17 protein-coding genes and 5 tRNA genes are annotated in these 16,348 nt (G+C 72.2%); 4 read left to right on the top strand and 18 right to left on the bottom strand.

From position 1 onward, the window contains the following. Position 1 precedes the first annotated feature (1 nt). From ACZ6S0_RS44375 to ACZ6S0_RS44330, 10 genes are all read right to left on the bottom strand, one after another. Positions 2–568, bottom strand: a complete 567-nt coding sequence (locus tag ACZ6S0_RS44375) for a helix-turn-helix domain-containing protein (RefSeq protein WP_465925520.1) — start codon at positions 566–568, stop codon at positions 2–4. Continuing rightward, positions 565–1,941 (bottom strand): hypothetical protein, encoded by a 1,377-nt coding sequence (locus tag ACZ6S0_RS44370; protein ID WP_465925518.1) that lies wholly within the window; start codon positions 1,939–1,941, stop codon positions 565–567. The genes ACZ6S0_RS44375 and ACZ6S0_RS44370 overlap by 4 nt, the downstream gene beginning before the upstream one ends. 253 nt (positions 1,942–2,194) lie before the next feature. After that, a complete protein-coding gene (locus ACZ6S0_RS44365) occupies positions 2,195–3,034 on the bottom strand; it encodes a hypothetical protein (RefSeq protein ID WP_465925516.1) in 840 nt (279 codons plus the stop codon). After that, positions 3,034–3,588: an RNA polymerase sigma factor gene (locus ACZ6S0_RS44360; protein ID WP_465925514.1), complete on the bottom strand. Its 555-nt coding sequence runs from the start codon at positions 3,586–3,588 to the stop codon at positions 3,034–3,036. The genes ACZ6S0_RS44365 and ACZ6S0_RS44360 overlap by 1 nt, the downstream gene beginning before the upstream one ends. 274 nt (positions 3,589–3,862) lie before the next feature. Beyond that, positions 3,863–4,681, bottom strand: coding sequence for a nitroreductase/quinone reductase family protein (locus ACZ6S0_RS44355; RefSeq protein WP_465925512.1), 819 nt, complete (start codon positions 4,679–4,681; stop codon positions 3,863–3,865). A gap of 333 nt (positions 4,682–5,014) precedes the next feature. Then, a tRNA-Arg gene (locus ACZ6S0_RS44350) sits at positions 5,015–5,089 on the bottom strand. Between the two features lie 7 nt (positions 5,090–5,096). Then, positions 5,097–5,169: transfer RNA gene (locus ACZ6S0_RS44345), tRNA-Glu, on the bottom strand. 25 nt (positions 5,170–5,194) lie between these two features. Next, a tRNA-Leu gene (locus ACZ6S0_RS44340) sits at positions 5,195–5,267 on the bottom strand. 6 nt (positions 5,268–5,273) lie between these two features. Continuing rightward, positions 5,274–5,345 (bottom strand) — tRNA-Gly (locus ACZ6S0_RS44335). A gap of 3 nt (positions 5,346–5,348) precedes the next feature. Continuing rightward, positions 5,349–5,419: transfer RNA gene (locus ACZ6S0_RS44330), tRNA-Ala, on the bottom strand. Between the two features lie 350 nt (positions 5,420–5,769). Between ACZ6S0_RS44330 and ACZ6S0_RS44325 the strand changes: the two genes are divergently transcribed. Then, positions 5,770–6,537: a MerR family transcriptional regulator gene (locus ACZ6S0_RS44325; RefSeq protein WP_465925510.1), complete on the top strand. Its 768-nt coding sequence runs from the start codon at positions 5,770–5,772 to the stop codon at positions 6,535–6,537. 22 nt (positions 6,538–6,559) lie between these two features. On the opposite strand, the gene ACZ6S0_RS44320 is transcribed toward ACZ6S0_RS44325, so the two are convergent. The 4 genes from ACZ6S0_RS44320 to ACZ6S0_RS44305 all read right to left on the bottom strand — a co-directional run bounded on the left by ACZ6S0_RS44320 (position 6,560) and on the right by ACZ6S0_RS44305 (position 10,750). Continuing rightward, positions 6,560–6,955: a YciI family protein gene (locus ACZ6S0_RS44320; protein ID WP_465925508.1), complete on the bottom strand. Its 396-nt coding sequence runs from the start codon at positions 6,953–6,955 to the stop codon at positions 6,560–6,562. A gap of 88 nt (positions 6,956–7,043) precedes the next feature. Beyond that, the gene (locus ACZ6S0_RS44315) at positions 7,044–7,550 is read right to left on the bottom strand and encodes a GNAT family N-acetyltransferase (protein ID WP_465925506.1); all 507 of its coding nucleotides are present in this window, start codon (positions 7,548–7,550) and stop codon (positions 7,044–7,046) included. Between the two features lie 33 nt (positions 7,551–7,583). Then, positions 7,584–8,486, bottom strand: a complete 903-nt coding sequence (locus ACZ6S0_RS44310; protein WP_465925504.1) for an aldo/keto reductase — start codon at positions 8,484–8,486, stop codon at positions 7,584–7,586. A gap of 332 nt (positions 8,487–8,818) precedes the next feature. Further along, positions 8,819–10,750: a BTAD domain-containing putative transcriptional regulator gene (locus tag ACZ6S0_RS44305; protein WP_465925502.1), complete on the bottom strand. Its 1,932-nt coding sequence runs from the start codon at positions 10,748–10,750 to the stop codon at positions 8,819–8,821. Between the two features lie 111 nt (positions 10,751–10,861). Between ACZ6S0_RS44305 and ACZ6S0_RS44300 the strand changes: the two genes are divergently transcribed. Then, positions 10,862–11,740, top strand: coding sequence for an alpha/beta fold hydrolase (locus tag ACZ6S0_RS44300; protein ID WP_465925500.1), 879 nt, complete (start codon positions 10,862–10,864; stop codon positions 11,738–11,740). Between the two features lie 298 nt (positions 11,741–12,038). Here ACZ6S0_RS44300 and ACZ6S0_RS44295 read toward each other — a convergent pair whose 3' ends face one another. Further along, a complete protein-coding gene (locus ACZ6S0_RS44295) occupies positions 12,039–12,167 on the bottom strand; it encodes a hypothetical protein (protein ID WP_465925498.1) in 129 nt (42 codons plus the stop codon). 273 nt (positions 12,168–12,440) lie between these two features. Continuing rightward, positions 12,441–12,887: a winged helix-turn-helix transcriptional regulator gene (locus ACZ6S0_RS44290; protein ID WP_465925496.1), complete on the bottom strand. Its 447-nt coding sequence runs from the start codon at positions 12,885–12,887 to the stop codon at positions 12,441–12,443. 122 nt (positions 12,888–13,009) lie between these two features. On the opposite strand from ACZ6S0_RS44290, the gene ACZ6S0_RS44285 reads away from it, so the two are divergent. After that, the gene (locus ACZ6S0_RS44285) at positions 13,010–13,927 is read left to right on the top strand and encodes an NADP-dependent oxidoreductase (protein WP_465925494.1); all 918 of its coding nucleotides are present in this window, start codon (positions 13,010–13,012) and stop codon (positions 13,925–13,927) included. Here the strand turns inward: ACZ6S0_RS44285 and ACZ6S0_RS44280 are convergent. Then, entirely contained in the window at positions 13,909–15,333 is a 1,425-nt protein-coding gene (locus ACZ6S0_RS44280) for an FAD-dependent monooxygenase (protein ID WP_465925492.1), read from the bottom strand. The genes ACZ6S0_RS44285 and ACZ6S0_RS44280 overlap by 19 nt on opposite strands. A 35-nt stretch (positions 15,334–15,368) precedes the next feature. Between ACZ6S0_RS44280 and ACZ6S0_RS44275 the strand changes: the two genes are divergently transcribed. Further along, the gene (locus ACZ6S0_RS44275) at positions 15,369–16,055 is read left to right on the top strand and encodes a TetR/AcrR family transcriptional regulator (RefSeq protein WP_465925490.1); all 687 of its coding nucleotides are present in this window, start codon (positions 15,369–15,371) and stop codon (positions 16,053–16,055) included. Here ACZ6S0_RS44275 and ACZ6S0_RS44270 read toward each other — a convergent pair. Beyond that, positions 16,035–16,295, bottom strand: coding sequence for a hypothetical protein (locus ACZ6S0_RS44270; protein WP_465925488.1), 261 nt, complete (start codon positions 16,293–16,295; stop codon positions 16,035–16,037). The two genes, ACZ6S0_RS44275 and ACZ6S0_RS44270, sit on opposite strands and share 21 nt — an antisense overlap. Positions 16,296–16,348 lie beyond the last annotated feature (53 nt).

The following is a 16,348-nucleotide window of genomic DNA, read 5'->3' as shown; positions in this document are numbered from 1 at the left end:
CTCAGGGCAGGACGACGAAGACCCCGTACCGGACCGGGGTCGGGCCGGGGCAGCGGAAACGGGAGGCTCCCCACAGGCGGAACCGCAGGCAGTCACCGGCCCGCACGGTGTGCGCGCGACCGTCCGCGGTGATCTCCAGCGCCCCCTCCAGGACCCAGATGTGCTGCTCCAGCCCCGGCACGGGCGGCGCGTCGTAGGCGATGTCGGCCCCCGGCCTGAGCGTGCCCTCGACCACCTCGCCGCGCAGCCCGGGGTGGGGCGGCGACACCGAGCGGCGGACGAACCCCGACTCCTCGTCACGCCACACCGGCTGCGCGGCGGCGCTCACGAGCTGCGGCGCCTGCGACTCCACCTCGGCCAGCAGCCGCGACATCGTCCGGCCGTGCACCTCGCACAGCTTGCCCAGCAGCGCCGCGGTGGGGCTGATCTCGCCGCGCTCCAGCCGCGACAGCGTCGAGCGGCTGATCCCGGAACGGCCCGCCAGCTCATCCAGCGACCAGCCCCGCTCGACCCGCAACGCGGCCAGCCGATCGGCGAGCCTGGACTCCACGTCATCCCTCTGTCTCACATGCGAGACCTTATCCCAAATCTGGGAAGCGCGAGCGCGGCGGCCAGACAGGCGACGGGGATCACGGGCAGCACGTACCGGTGGTCGAAGTCCAGGACCATGACCGGGCCGACCAGCAGCCCCATCGCGACCGCCCACGGCAGCAGCGCCGTACGCGGGCGCAGCACCGCCCCGGCCGCCCCGAGCAGCAGGATCGCGCCCAGCATCGGGCCGCGCAGGTAGGCGGGGTACTGGTAGGCGATGAGGAAGTCGGCGTACGGCGAGACCGACGACTGGGCCCGGATGTCCGGGTCGTACTCCCGTTTCACCTTGTCCACCAGCGGCTGCTCGGGCAGCCCCCACACGCCGTGCCGGAAGCCGAAGGCGGGCGTGGTGCGGTCGGGGTGCGGGATGGGGGTCCAGGAGAAGGCGATGGAGGTGTCGCGTATGACGTTGCCCAGATAGTCCAGCGGCTGGGCCAGGATCGCGCTGATCGCGAACTCGCGGGCCAGGCCGTTGTGCGAGAAGCGGTCGCCGGGCAGCCGGTTGAGCGAGGCGTCGGCGGCCCAGACGTATTCGGAGGCGGCGTCCACGCGGGTGCCGTTGGGGCACAGCGGGGCCAGCTTCGGCGGCGGCTGGATGCGGGCGCAGTCGGCGAACGTCATCGTGCGCGCCCACAGGGCCACCCCGTCGGCGCCGCTGAGGGCGAAGCGGCCGTGGTGCTGGGCGTACCAGGCGGCGTACCCGGCCAGCGGCAACGCCCCGGCCAGCGACAACGCGGCCAGGCGGCGCACACCCACCCGCTGGACGGCCAGCACGAGCACGACGAGCAGGAACAGCGGCAGCGCGATCGTCCGGGTGAGCGCCGCCGCCGCGAACAGCAGGCCCGCCCCCGTGAAGGCGCGCACCGACGGCCGCGGCGACCACAGCAGCACACTCAGCCCGGCCACGACCAGGAAGATGAACAGCGTGTCGGACAGGACCCCGTGCTCCAGCCGCAGGAACGAGGCGTCGAGCAGTTGCGGCACGGTGGCCACCGACGCCGCCCACCCCGGCAGCGACCTGCGGCGCAGCACCGCGTAGAGCATGATCCCGATGCCCAGGCCCAGGGCGTGCTGCACGGCCACGATCAGTTCCACGCTGTGGAACGGCAGCAGTGCCCGCAACATCAGCGGGTAGCCGATGGGGTGGAACGTCGCCGAGGGCGCCAGGTGCACGGCGGTGTCGAGGTAGGTGAAGGAGTCGTACCAGTAGAGGGTGGCGGGCCGGTAGCCGAGCATCGTCACCACCCGAAGGGCGGCGGCCAGCACGAGCAGCACGGCGAAGACGCGGTGGTCCGCGAGGGCGGCGAGACGGCGCGGCGAGGGCAGCGCCGTCCGGAGGTCTGTGAGCACGGAAGATCCGATCGTCGGCGGGAAATCCGCGCATGCGAAACAGAACGCGCGGCGGTGGGTGAAGTGGCGGCTCAGCCGCGCACGGAGAGGCGGCGCGACGGGCTCGACCCGCGAGGCGGCGGCAGGGGGCGCGCACCGGCACGGCTACCAGCACGGCTACCGGCAAGCGCTACGGGCGCGCGTCGGCGGCGCTCCGGCGCGCGGCAGAACCCTCGCCGCGCCCCGGACCGGCCCCGTCAGCGGATTGGCGTCGTCAGCAGGTCCGGTCGGGCGGCCGCTCGGTGGTGGTGGGTTCGGGGCCGATCTGGAGGAGGGCCAGGCCGTCGGCGCTCATCACGCCGTCGTGGACGCGCCAGTCGCCGGGGGCGGACCACCGCAGGCCCTGTCCCGCCGAGGTGTAGCTCGCCCGCACGTCGCGCTCCCGCAACATCGCGGTGACCTCGGCGACGCTCCGGTTGACGAAGTCCACGCAGTGCAGGGGCTCTCCGGGCATGGCGACGCCGGGCGGCACCTGGTACGACTCGCCGGGAGCGGCCCGCCGGCCGAGCACGACCTCGGCTCGCCTGGCGAAGTCGACCGGCACCCTCAGGCCGATCGGGCAGCCGCCCCACCGGGGGCAGGGCTGCGGGGAGTCGATGGTCGTGATCGGCCCCTCCGCGGGCACCGGTCGCCCGGACCTGAGCAGGTCCACGTCGTTCAGCACGAACATCTGACCGGTCAGGCTCGCGGAGGTGGGCGAGAGCTGGAGCGTGATGTCCAGGCCACGGGCCCGCAGCTCCCTCTCGTACACCTCGGGCTCGGCCAGCAGGTCCTTGACCGTGATCACGTAGTGGTCGCCGTCGCGTTCGATGTCCAGCGCGGCGGAGGCCGGAGCCTGGGCGACCCCGAACGACAGCAGAGCGGTCAGCAGGGCCAGCACCGGGACGGCCGCCCACCGGCGGAGTCGCGGCACGGCGAACCAGCGGCGGCGCGCGGCCCGCGGCGGAGGAACGGGAAGCGCGGTGATCTCCTCCAGCAGGTCCCCGGCCAACGGGGTCAGGCCGGGCCCGGGATCGGGCGCGATGCCGGCCACCAGGCGGTCGAGGTCGTGCATCACATCGCCCCCTTCGTCAGCGCGACGGCGCGCAGGCCGATGCGGGTCACGTCGAGTCCCGCGGTCTGCAACTGCCTGGCCAGGCGTTTGCGGGCCCGGTGCAGCCGTAACCGGGCGGCGCCGGACGAGCAGCCGAGCACCGTGGCGATCTCGTCGGAGCCCAGCCCCTCCCACCCGGCCAGCGCGAGGACCTCGCGGTCGTCGTCGCTCAGGCGCGCGTACGCCTCGCGTACGCCGTCGAAATCGTCGGACGGCTCGGCCGACTCCGCCCAGAGGGCGAGCTGGGCGCCCAGCCGCTCCACCAGCTCGCTGCGGCGGGACTCGGCCCGGCGGCCGTTGGCCAGCACGCGGCGGGCCACGCCGAACAACCACAGGCGCGCGTCGTGTCCCCCGGGCACGTCGTCCAGGCGACGCCAGGCCGTGGTGAAGGTCTCGGCGAGCGCGTCGGCGGCGTCGTCGTGGGAGTCCGTACGCCGCCGGATGTAGGCCAGTATGTCGGCGTAGTTGGCAACGTAGATCTCCTCGAAGCGCTGTTTGCGATCATGGAGTGTCACGGTGTTGCCTGCTCTCAATCCGACGGACCCGACACGATGTACCTGTCCGAAACCGCCGCAGCGTTTCACCCCAATTTTCGCGAATCGCAGAATCGTCGATCGCGCGCGGGATGCGCGGCAGCTCGTACGGGGTCCCACGGGGCAACCGGCAACCCGCCGCCGTCGGCATGGGAAAGTGCGCGGAGCAGGTGGGTGAGGTGTGGCGCCGGGCCCGGACGCCGTTCCAGGATACGTCCCACCTGTCCGCGCTGTCACAGCGGCACCCCGCCGTCGCTCAGTTCAGCAGCGGTACGAGCTGCTCCTCCTCGTAGTCCAGGTGGGCCTCCAGCTCGCGGGTGAGCCGGTCCACCCCGGCGCGCAGGTCCTCGGGCGCGACGTCGTCGTCGGCGAGCAGCGCCTTCAGCTCGCCGAGCAGCCTTGCGACCACCTCGTGCTCGGCGCGAAGCCGTGCCATCACCTCGGCCAGCTCCGGATAGCGACCCTCCAGGGCGGGGAACAGTCCGGCGTCCTCGTGCGAGTGGTGCACGTGCAGCCCTTGGCACATCGTCAGGCAGGTGACGCGGAGCTGCGCGGCCACGCGCGGCCCGGAGACGGCCACCTCCCCGCGGATCAGGGCCAGCTCCCGGCGGAAGGCGTCGTGGATGGTGATCAGCGCGTCGCCCAGGGGCCCGGCGGGCGGACCCGCGTCGATCGGCAGCAGCGCCACCACCGGCAGGACGCGTCCGGAGCTTTCCTGGTAGCGGCCCCAGCCGGGGTCCGCCTCGACGGCGCGGGCGAACAGCCGGTCGCGTTCCTCGCCCTCGAGCACGACCGCCTTGGCCTGGTAGGTGAGGATGCCGTCCTCGACGGTGACCTGCGGGTTGGCGCGCAGGTTGTGGTACCAGGACGGATGCGACGGCGCGCCCCCGGCCGAGGCGATGACGAGGAGGCGGTCGCCGTCGGGCAGGTAGCCGAGCGGCGTCGTGTGCCTGGCGCCGGACCTGGCGCCGACGGTGGTCAGCAGGAGCAGCCGGGCTCCCTCGAACGGGCCGCCGACCTGGCCCCGGTTGGCACGGAATTCGTCGATGATCTGCTGATTGAAGGTGTTGGGCATGCTGAGCTGTGGCTCCTGGCGTGATGGGTGTCCGATGACCTGGAAAACCCCGCACGGACATGCCGAGGCGCGCGGATGCTCTTACGACACCGCCGCAGGCATGGGATAACGCACGGGGGCGGTGTGCTCAGGCACGACCGATGGTGTGAGTAGCCATGGCGTCATCCCCCTTGATAGAACGCCTCCATGCCTCCGTCGTCCTCCCGGCCGGCGACACGCGACGCGACGGTCATTACGCCCACATCGCACCGCGCCTGTCAAGCCGCGCCGCGGTCGGCCGCGCGAAGGACGGAGTCGAACCGACCGCCACAATCTCCGGGAGTTACCCGGCAGTGGCCCCAGCAGGATTCGAACCTGCACGTGACCCGGCTTCGTAGGCCGGCGCTCTGTCCATTGAGCTATAGGGCCGGTGAAATACCCCGTACCGGATTCGAACCGGCGATCTCCCGGGTGAAAGCCGGGCGTCCTGACCACTAGACCAACGGGGCGCGTCTCCCTCCAGGGGAGAGTTCGTACGTCCGGCGGGATTCGAACCCGCACCGTCCGGCTCCTTAGGCCGGTGCCTCTGCCATTGGGCCACGGACGCGTGGAAAGCCGCAGCGGGGACTCGAACCCCGTCCTGCCGGTTGGAGGCCGGCTGCCTTACCGGTTCGGCTTCTGCGGCATGTGGACCGACGGGATCTCGAAACCCGAACTCCTGCTTGCAAGGCAGGTGTGATGCCTTTTCACCATCAGCCCCTCGAATGACAAGGAAAAAGCCGCCAGGAGCTGCCCGGCGGCCTCGGATGAATCCGTTGCGAGGATTATCCGGAAGCCTCCTCCGGCAGCGCTCGACCGAGCGCCTCGGCGCGGCGGCGAAGACGCCGTTCCGGCCCGCGTTCGGCGGCTGCGATCAGCATGACTGGCCTTTCCCTGGATCTGGTGGGTGGCGGAATCGGGTCCGCCTCCCGTGTTTCGACATGGTCGACGGTAATGGCGGGTGCGGCGGCCGTGCCACTCATTTATTCGACGCGGGAGAATCCCGCGGAGTTTCAGCCCGGCGTCCCTGACCCGACCCTGACGCCACGTCGGCGTCATAACGTTGGGGCATGCGGATCGGAGAGCTGGCCGCGCTGCTCGGGGTGTCCACCCGGACGGTGCGGCACTACCACCATCAGGGCGTGCTGCCGGAGCCGCCGCGCCTGGCCAACGGCTACCGCGAATACGGCATGCGCGACGCCGTCGCCCTGGCCCGCGTCCGCCGGCTGGTCGAGCTGGGGCTCAGCCTCGACGAGGCGCGCGACGTCATCGACGACGACCGTTCCAGGGAGCTGCCCGAGATCCTCGCCGAGATCGACGCCGACCTGGCCGCGCAGGAGCGGGAGATCCGGCTGAAGCGGGCCCGCCTAGCCGAGGTGCTCCAGCGGGCCGAGGACGGCGTGCTCGGCCTCGACGACACCGCCTCGCCCGACCTGCTGGCCTTCCTGCGGGTCATCGACGTGCCCGCGTCGAGGGCGGCGGCCTGGGACCGCGACCTGCTCGTGCTGATGGACAGCGTGCCCGGCGCGGGCGATCGGGGACGGGTGCTGGCCATGTTCGACGGGCTGACCGCCGACCCCGGCGCGCGGGCGCGCGGGCACGAGTTCTACCGCGGGCTCGACGAACTGGCCGAGGCCGAGCCAGGCGACCCGCGCGTCGGTCCGCTCGCCGAGGTGCTGGCCGACTACAGCATGGAGCACCTGCTGGCCGATCTCGGCCCGGGCGCCCGGTGGGATCCGGAGATGGTCGAGCCCTTCCTCGACGACCTGGCCCCGGCGCAGGCCGAGGTGGTACGCCGGGCGATCCGGCTCATCGCCGCCCGCGTACGCTCCAGGTGACGACGACCCCTCCCGGGCGCCGTCACATCTCCTGGGCCGACAGGTTCATGATCGGATGCACCTCCACGGCCGCGAACCTGGCCTCCGGGAACCGGGCGGCGATCTCGTACGCGCGCTCCGGGCTCTCGCAGTCGACCACGAAGAAGCCCGCGAGCTGTTCCTTGGCCTCGACGTACGGGCCGTCGGCGGTGACCGGCGCTCCCTCGCGCACGCGTACGGTCCTGGTGTGCACCGGGGCGGCCAGCGCCTCACCGCCGACCAGTTCGCCCGACTCCACGATCTCCTTCATCAGGGCCTCGAACTGCTCGCTCAGCTCCTCGTGCTCGTCCTGCGACATCGTCTCGGCCTCCACGGCGCGCAGGAACGACGGGTGGCCCCAGGTCCGCGGGTTGGTGTAGATCATCAGCAGGTACTTCATGGCGTTCGGCTCCTCACCCTTCGCGGTGCCCCGGATCGGGCGACTCAAGCACGGGTCGGAGCCGAAGCGCCGGTTTCGACGTACCGGACTACTCTCCGCGCCACGTCTGGCGGGACAGGCTCATCGACACCGACGACCACCACTGGTCGCCGACCTGGTGGGCCCGCTCGTCGACGCTCTCCTGGCGGAAGCCCAGCCGCTCGTACAAGTGCCTGGCCCCGCCGTTGTGGGCGAAGACGCCCAGGGTGACGCGCGGCACCCCGGGATCGGCGAACGCGGCGCCGAGGGCCGCCTCGACCATGGCCCGGCCGTGTCCCCTGCCACGGGCGGCCGGGGACACCAGGACCAGGCCCAGGCGTACGGAGTGATCGGGGTCCGGCCGCAACGTGAGGCTTCCCACCGGGCTCCCGGCGGCGTCGGCCGCGACCAGGAGGCGGCGCGTGGGGTTGGCGGCCTGGAAGGCGAGCAGTTGGCCGGCGTCGAAGGGCCAGGTGAAGCCGACGCTGCCGGACCAGGTGACCAGCGTGTCCGGGCCGTCGATCCAGGAGACGACCGTGGCGGCGTCGGCGGGCTGGAACGCGCGTAGCTCGATCATCCGACCAGTACTACTGCAGCACCGGCAAAGGGGTCAAACAGCGGCGCCCGCCTGGCCCAGGGCCTGGAGGCGGGCCGTCTCGTCGTCGGTGAGCCGCAGATCTCCGGCCGCGATGTTCTCGGCGAGGTGCGCGAGGTCGCCGGTGCCCGGGATGGCCAGGACGTGTGGCCCCTGCCGGAGCGTCCAGGCCAGGCGTACCTGGGCGGGCGACACCCCGTGGGCCCGCGCCACGGCCAGCACGCTCTCGTGCTCGGACGCGGCGGCGCCCGCCTCCCGCCCGGACCCGGCGATCGCGAAGAACGGCACGAACGCGATGCCCCGCTCGCCGCAGACGCGCAGCAGCTCGCGTTCGCGGGCGGGTGCGCCGGGGCCGAAGGCGTTCTGCACGCACACGACCGGCGCGATGGACTGGGCCTGCGTCAACTGCTTCAGCGTGACGTTGGAGACCCCCAGGTGGCGGACGAGCCCGGCGTCGCGCAGCTCGGCCAGGGCGGCGAAGTGCTCGGCGATCGAGCCGCCGCGCAGGCTCGGCGGGACGCGGAGGTTGACCACGTCGAGGTGGTCGCGGCCGAGTCCGCGCAGGTTGTCCTCGACCTGGCCGCGCAACTGCTCGGGCGTGGCCCAGTGCCACTCGCCCGACGCGTCCCTGCCCGGCCACACCTTCGTGGCGATGACCAGCCCGTCCGGGTACGGGGCCAGCGCCTGCCTGATCAGCTCGTTGGCCGCCAGCTCCCCAGAGAAGTAGAACGCGGCCGTGTCGATGTGGTCGACCCCCAGCTCGATCGCGCGCCGCAACACCGCGATCGCCCCGTCACGGTCACGGTCACGGGAGGCGGCGGCGCCGAAGGCCGCCCGGCCGGTCAGGCGCATCGCGCCGAACCCGATCCGGTTGACGGTCAGGTCGCCGAGCCGCCACGTGCTCGTCTGCATGGTCATACGTGCTCCTCGTGGTAATCGCGGTCATCGAAGGAGTGACCGAGGAAGAGAGGCCGCCGGTCGTCGGCCCGCACGCCCGGACTCGGGCATGAAAAAAGCCTCCCCGGCCGGTGCGAAACCGGCCGAAGAGGCTTGAACGTCGTCAGACACTCTACCAGCCCCCCGGGATCACGGCTCTTGCAAAAAACCGCGTGGCCCGGCGGATCCCGATCCTGCTCGGCGGCTGAATCCGAGGAGGCGCGGGCTTCCGCGTGGCCGAAAAATATGTAGATCGATCTATTTCAAGGAGTTGTCCATGCCGCCCGACTCGATCGTCTTCGGGGCCGCCGGATTCATCGGGCGCAGGCTTCCGCCTCTGCCAGGTACAGCGCCACCGGGCCCAGGGTCAGCATCCCGCTTGCGGCGCCGGCGTGTTCTCCACGGGCATCGAGCAGGGAGGCCGCGGCGCGCGCGGCGACTTCGCGCTCGCCGAGGCGTACGGCGGCGCGGGCGGTCAGGCACCACATGGCCTCCTGCATGTGGTCGAGCGCCGGTTCGGGCACCGCGGCGAGGGCGGTACGGGCCTCCCCGGCCCGGTCCTGGGCGAGCAGCACGAGAGGTCGCGCCCACGGCCGGTACGGACCCCAGTCGAGGCCGGGGTCGGTGGGCGCGGGCCGGTCGTGCAGCAGGCGCAGCCCCAGGAGGGCGAGCGGGAACAGGCCACGGTGCAGCCCCGGCATTCCGGCCGTCTGGAGGGCGTTCTCGGCAGCGCGGTAGTGCGCCGCGGCCGTGGCGGCGGTCGGCCCGCCGGGTTCGGTGCTGCGCGCGGCCACGGTCCGGGCCCGGAACCATCGCGTGAGGACGGGGACGAGGGGCGCCTCAGTGGCGGCGGCGAGCTGTTCGGCGGCCTGGGCGTGCGAGGCCGCCGCGTCGAGGTCGCCGAGGGCCGAGGCGGATTGCAGGCGGATGAGCCGGCCGAGCACGGCGAAGTTCGGCAGCGCGTGCCGGGTGGCCAGGTCGAGGATCTCGGCGCCGATCCCGTCCCGTGCCACGGCCAGGCCGGGGCGGGTGAAGGACTGCAGGAACACCCCGTTGAGGGCGAAGACCAGCAGGGCGGGATCGGCCAGGTCCCGTGCCAGCGCCTCGGCCCGCCGCGCCGCCTGCCGCGCGCGCCTCTGCTCGGCCCCGGACAGATCGGCGCTGCGGCTCTCGACGGCGATCGTGGCCAGGAGGCGGGCGGACAGGTCGGCGGGGCAGTCGGGGCCGAGCGCGGTGAGCGTGCGCTCGGCGGCCGCGACGACGGCGCGGGACTGCTCAGGGTCGTCGGCCCGGCTCCAGATGGCGGGCACGTCGTAGGCGCCGATGACCCGGGCGGTCAGGGAGGGGTCTCCCGTGCGTTCCGCGGCCTGGATCGCGGCGAGGCGGTCGCGCCGCGAGTGGACGAGCGCGTCGCCACCCGCCAGCGCGAGGGTGCGGGCCAGGTCCACGGTGGTGCGCGGGCCGAGATGGACACCAGGGCCGGTCCACGCGGCACGCGCGCCTTCGAGGGGCGCTGACCTGTTGAGGATGTCCGTCTCCAGACGCTGGAGTTCGGCGCTCGGGTCGAGTCCGAGTCGATCAACGAGCATCGCGCGGGCGCGGCGGAGCACGGCCAGCGCGTCGGCCTGGCGGCCCGCACGGTACAACGCTCGGGCGAGCAGGCCCCAGGCCGGCTCGCGCCACGGGTGCTCGGCGACGTGGGCACCCAGCCCGGCGACGAGATCGTCCCCTTCGCCGTGGTCGAGCAGGATGCGGGCGCGCAGTTCCACCCCCTCCAACCTCAGCTCCTCCAGGCGGGTCCGCTCGCGCTGCGCCCATGCGGAGCCGGGCACATCGGCGTAGGTGGGTCCGCGCCAGGCCGCGAGCGCCGCGCCGAGGTCGGTCACCGCGTCGGGGTCGCGCCGGGCGCGGGCCAGGGTGTCCTGGAACCGATGGACGTCCACGTCCTCACGCGGCAGGCGCAGCGCGTAGCCGGGGCCCTCGGTGACGATGACGCGCGGCGGACTGCGGGGCGGCCGGTCGGGTTCGAGGGCGCGGCGCAGCGCGGCGACGAACGTCCGCAGAGCGCCCACGGCCCGGGCCGGTGGATCGTTCCACAGGTCGTCGACGAGAGTATCGGTGGTGACCAGCCGTCCCTCGGCGGCGACCAGCCGGGCGAGCACCTCACGGTGGCGGGGCCCGCCCAGGTCGATCGGGCTGCCGTCGTCGCGGAGCGCTCGTACGGCACCGAGCACGTCGATTCGCATGTCCCCATCCTGTATGCCGGGGGCGGGCTCTGCCCAACCGTACTGATCGGCTGCTGATCGGCGTCGTCCAGGCTGATCCGGTCAGTCCCCGGCCCGAAAGGACGGCCTTTCATGACGCTCACCATTCCCGGTTTCGATCACCTCCGCCTGCCCGGTGCGAGCGGTGTGGAACTGGCTGCCGCCGTCGGCGGCAGCGGCAGCCCGGTCGTGCTGTTGCACGGTTTCCCCCAGACCCACCTGATGTGGCGGCACGTCGCCGAGCGGCTCGCCGACGAGCACACGGTGATCTGCCCCGACCTGCGGGGCTACGGCGCCAGCGACAAGCCGGCGGCCACCGATCCCGAGGTGTACTCCAAGCGCACCATGGCCGCCGACGTCGTGACCCTGGCGGCGGCGCTCGGCCACGAACGCTTTGCCCTCGTCGGCCACGACCGTGGCGCCCTGGTCGCCTTCCGGGCGGGGTTGGACCACCCGGAGACCATCACGCACCTGGGCATCCTCGACATCGTGCCGACCCTCGACATGTGGCGCGTTCTGCACGGCGTTTCGGCGGCGGTCGGCTACCACCTCTTCCTGATGGCGCAGCCGCCGGGCCTGCCGGAGGCGTTGATCGCCAACAGCGCGGACACGTTCTTCGGCTCGTTCCTCGACGCCTGGGCCGGCGACCCGATCGCCATACCGGAGGAGGTGCGTGCCGAATACCTGCGGGCCTGCGCCGCGGCGGTGCCGTCGATCGTCGCGGACTACCGGGCCTCGGCGGGGATCGACGTCACGCACGACCAGGCGGACCTGGACGCGGGGTCGCAACTGGCCATGCCCGTGACGGTCGTCCAGCAGGACTGGGGCTCGCAGCTCGGCTACGACGCCGCCGCGGTGTGGAAGGCGTGGGCGCCGGACCTGGACCACCGACTGACCCGGGCGGGGCACTTCATGGCCGAGGAGGCACCCGACGAGATCGCGGCGGCGATCCAGGACCTGCTGGCCCGCTGAGCCCGCTGTTCTCGACGGCTTCAACGCCTTTGGCCGGGGAACTGGCGAGGTTGTTTCGCCCGGTGGTAGACCTGACGCCTTCGATGCCGCCCGTTTCCCGGACAGGCCGTCTCAGATCCCGCTTCTGCCGAACTTCTGCGCCATCTGCTGGGTGATCTCCCGCTTCCTGGGCTCGTACTCGGGGTAGGAGTCCTTGCCGCACTCCAGGTCGTCGAGCGCGTGCTTGATCTCCCTGCCCAGATGCGGCCGGGCCTGCTGGGCAGTGACCGTCTGGCCCCCGCTGTGGAGCTTTGCGTACTCACCGGCGAACGTGGCGCCGCGGTCCGAGAGGGCTGGCGACCTTCAGCGGGGTCGAGGCGGACGGGCCGAAGTCCCCGGCGTCCACGACCGCCTTCCAGCGCATCGCGTACAGGTCGCTGACCCGCACATCGACTCTCTGTTGCCGCAACTCGGTCGCTTTTCCAGGTCCAGGAATTTCGGGTGTCGCAGGTACTCCCCCGACCAGAAGCTGATCGTGGATTCCGCTGGACACGGTGGCCGCGACTCTGCGCGGCCACCGGGGCGGCGTTTCCTTCTGCGATGCCGACAATCATCACACAACCAGCGAACAACATCCTTGTCAATCCATTGTCAATATCGGTCATGCGAGATGTTGTTTCGGCGCTGCGGAGCGGTCATGAGCGGTGGGGACGGTGAGCGTTCAGGCGGGGTGGGCGTCGTACTCGTCGCGGTTGGCGAGCACCTCGTCCATGTGCGCCTCGGCCCACACCTTGACGCCGAGAATCACGTGGTGGAGCGAGAGGCCGAGGGCGGTCAGCTCGTACGTGACCGTGACCGGCACCGTCGGCGTCACGGTACGGGTGACCAGCCCGTCGCGCTCCAGGGAGCGCAGCGTCTGGGTGAGCATCTTCTGGCTGACCCCGGCCAGCCTGCGGGCCAGCTCGGAGTAGCGCATCGATCGAGGCTCACCGGCGGCGCAGTCGGCCCCCGGTTGATGGGGGCCGTCGCTGCCGAGCGCGGCCAAAATCAGCGCGACCCACTTGTCGGAGATCCGGTCGAGCAACTGGCGGCTGGGGCAGTTCGCCAGGAACGCGTCGTAGTCCCCCTTCGCCTGCGCCCGCTTCTGGGCCGCCGTCCGCGTCGGCATGGACCGCTCCTTCCTACCGGCGGGTGACCTACGCACTTCTGGGTGCGTACTTCCCGCTGGAGAGCTACCTGCCCATAGTGGAGCAGGTCAACCGGCGAACACCAGCCATGAGGAGCGGAACCATGAGCAGCTCTACTTTCCGGACGGCCGCCGTCCGCACCCCGACAGGGCCCGACTCGATCGAGATCATCGACGTTCCCGTCGTGGAGCCAGGGCCCGGCGAGGTCCGGGTGGCGGTCGCCGCCGCGTCGGTCAACCCCGTCGACCTCGGGGTCGCCCGCGGCGTCTTCCACGCCATGGGGCTGATCGACCAGCCCGAACGCACCGGCCTGGGCTGGGACTTCTCCGGGACCGTCGTCGCCACCGGCCCCGGCGTGGACCTGAGCACCGGCACCAGGGTCGCCGGGCTGGTCGACGGCTTCGACCGTGACTTCGGCACCCACGCCGAACAACTCGTCGTGCGGGCCCGCGACATCGCCGTCGTCCCCGGCGGGCTGGACCTGGTCGCGGCCTCGACGGTGCCGCTCAACGGGCTGGCCGCCGCCCAACTCGTCGATCTGCTCGGTGACGCCCCCAGCGACGGCGGCCGGTTGCTGGTGACCGGGGCGGCCGGCGCGGTCGGCGGGTACGTCGCCTCGCTCGCGCAGGACCGCGGCTGGCAGGTGACCGGTCTGGCCAGAGCCGGGGACGAGGAGTTCGTCCGTGGCCTGGGCGCCGAGTTCACCACGAACGCGGAGCCGGGCTGGGACGCGGTCGCCGACGGTGCGGCGCTGCAGGAGCGGGGCCTCGCCTTGGTCCGCGACGGCGGAGTCTTCGTCGGCGTCCAGCCGAGCGCCCGACCGGCCGCGGAGCGCGGGATCACCGTGCACGTCGTGGTCGCGCATCCCGACGGCGCTCGGCTCGGCGACCTGCTCGCCCGCACCGCGTCGGGTGAGCTGCCCGCCCGCGTGCACGCCGTCATGCCACTGGACCAGATCGCCGAGGCCCACCGCGCCATGGCCAAGGGCGGAGCCCGCGGACGCTACGTGCTCGAACCCTGACCGGCTCGCCCGGAATCCGGCCGAAGGCGGCGCTGGCCGTACGCACGGCTCACGAAACCGTCAGGGCGGACCAGCACCGTCCCGTACGGCCAGCCGTCCACGACGTGCACCGGAACGTCTGCCGCCACGCCGGGATCGGCCGTGAGCACGCACCACCGCGATCCGACGAGATCCAGCGTGGACACCCCGTCGGCCACCCACATGTGCGGCAGGCGGGACCCGGGCGACCCGTCGAGGTCGAGGGCGACGTCCTCGGTGGAGGGCAGCTCCGCGCCGCCGTACCGGTAGCCCATGTGCACCACCGGCGCGTTGATCGCCCCCGCAGCCTTGCGCGCCTCCGCCATGTCCTTCCCCCAGTGCAGGGACGGATCGTTGAACCGCAGGCGCGCCTGCTCCATCGTCATGAGGGCCACCGGACGGCGCTCCGCGTGATAGGTCTCCAGCAGTTCGGGCCCGGCCTCACCGCGCAGCACGTGCGCGAGCTTCCACGCCAGATTGTGCGCGTCGGCGATGCCGGCGTTCAGCCCGAACGCGCCCAGCGGGGGGATGGCGTGCGCCGCGTCCCCCACCAGGAAGACCCGTCCGAGGGAGAGTCGATCGGCCACCTGGCCGCGCCCTCGGAACGTCTGCACGCTGCGGATCTCCACCTCGATCGACGGGTCGCCGAGCGCGGTGCGGATCAGCTCCGGAGTCGGCTCCGTGCCGAGGCGGGTGAGGAAGACCCACTCACGTTCGCCGTCGACGGTCACCAGCAGTCCGGTCGCGTCCGGATGTTCGATGTCGCACATGGCGAACGGCTGACGCGGACGCAGATCAGCGCCGAACAGGACGCTCGTCGTCTCCTGGCCGATCACGCCGGGACCGGTGAGCCCGATGCCGAGGAGCTGCCGAACCCGGCTGCGCACACCGTCGGCCGCCACCAGATAGCGCGCCCGCACGACCCGCCCGTCGGACAGGGTCGCCGTGACACCGTCGGAGTCCTGCTCGAACGAGTCGAGCGCCACGCCGAACTCCACGTCGCCCGCCTTGGTGATCAGCACGCGGTCGAACCGGTTCTGTGCGCAGGTGCCGCGGATCCTGGCCGGCGTGTAGGTGAACTCGGCCGCGGCGTTCGTCTTCCACGCCACGCCTTCGGTGAAGTCGGCCTCGGCGAGCGTGCGCCCCCTGATCTTCCCCGCCCGCAGGTCGACCGCGGCCTCGTTGACCGCCTGCTCCAGGCCGACCTCGCGCAGAATCTCCACCGACCGCAGCCCGATGCCGTTGGCCCTGGGGTGGTGCGACAGCTCCGGCCGCTCCTCGACGACGAGAGGCTTGACGCCGTGGTGGCGCAACAGCACCGCGAGCATCAGCCCGACGGATCCGCCGCCGGCGATCAGAACATCTGTGGATACAGTGTGCCCGTTCATGGGAACACTGTATCCACTTCGGTAGACTCATGTCCATGCCGCTTATCTGGGAGCGCGAGCCGTACCGGCCGAAAAGGCAGGCTCTGAGCGTGGAGCGCATCGTGGACGCGTCCGTCGCCATCGCCGACGCCGAGGGGCTCGACGCGCTGTCGATGCGCCGCGTCGCCGCCGAGCTGTCGACCGGCACCACCTCGCTCTACCGCTACGTCGACAGCCGCGACGACCTGCTCGACCTCATGGCCGACGCGGTGCAGGAAGATCACGTGCCGCTGACGGGAGAGTGGCGCGCCGACCTCGAGGCGTACGCCCACCACGAGCGCGAGCTGTGGCTGCGGCACCCCTGGCTCGCCCCGCTGCTGGCGACCCGGCCATCGCTCGGCCCCAACTGGCTGCGCGGCCTGGAACACGCCCTCGCCGCGGCCGCCCCGCTGACCTCCGACCTCGCCGACGCGGGCCCGGTCGTCGGGCTGATCAGGGACTACGTGCGCGGCGCGGTCATGCGCGAACTCGCCGAGAAGGAGACCCGGCGGCGCACCGGTCAGACCGAGGACGAGTGGCGCGCCGACGTCGCCCCCTACATGCGCAAGGTCATCGAGAGCGGCGCCTATCCCCGGGTCGCGCGCATGATCGAGTCCGCCGACCTGAGCCCGGCCGAACAGTTCTCGTCCGGCTTGCACCGCATCCTCACCGGGATCGCGGCCTCAGTAGCCAGTGCCCCTTGAGGGTGCGGCAACGGTAGGGGACGCGATCTCCTCCGGGGCGGCGAACTCCTCGGCGAGCGCCTTGCCGAGGTTCGACAGCGCCTTGGCCGCGGACTGAGCGACCAGACACGGCTGCGGCAGCCTGGCGTTGACCGAGCTGATGTCGACCACCGCGCCGCGACGGTCCAGCAGGGTCGGGAGCGCCGCCCGGTCGCGCGGACGGCGCTCCGGCCCGTCGGGGGTGGCCAGGTCGGCCTCCACCGCGTCCGGCGTGGTGGAGCGCGTGCGACGCCCGGCACGGCGAGGCGGGTGTG

Source organism: Nonomuraea sp. NPDC051298 (assembly GCF_055586305.1).
This window is presented reverse-complemented; position numbering and strand designations above follow the sequence as displayed.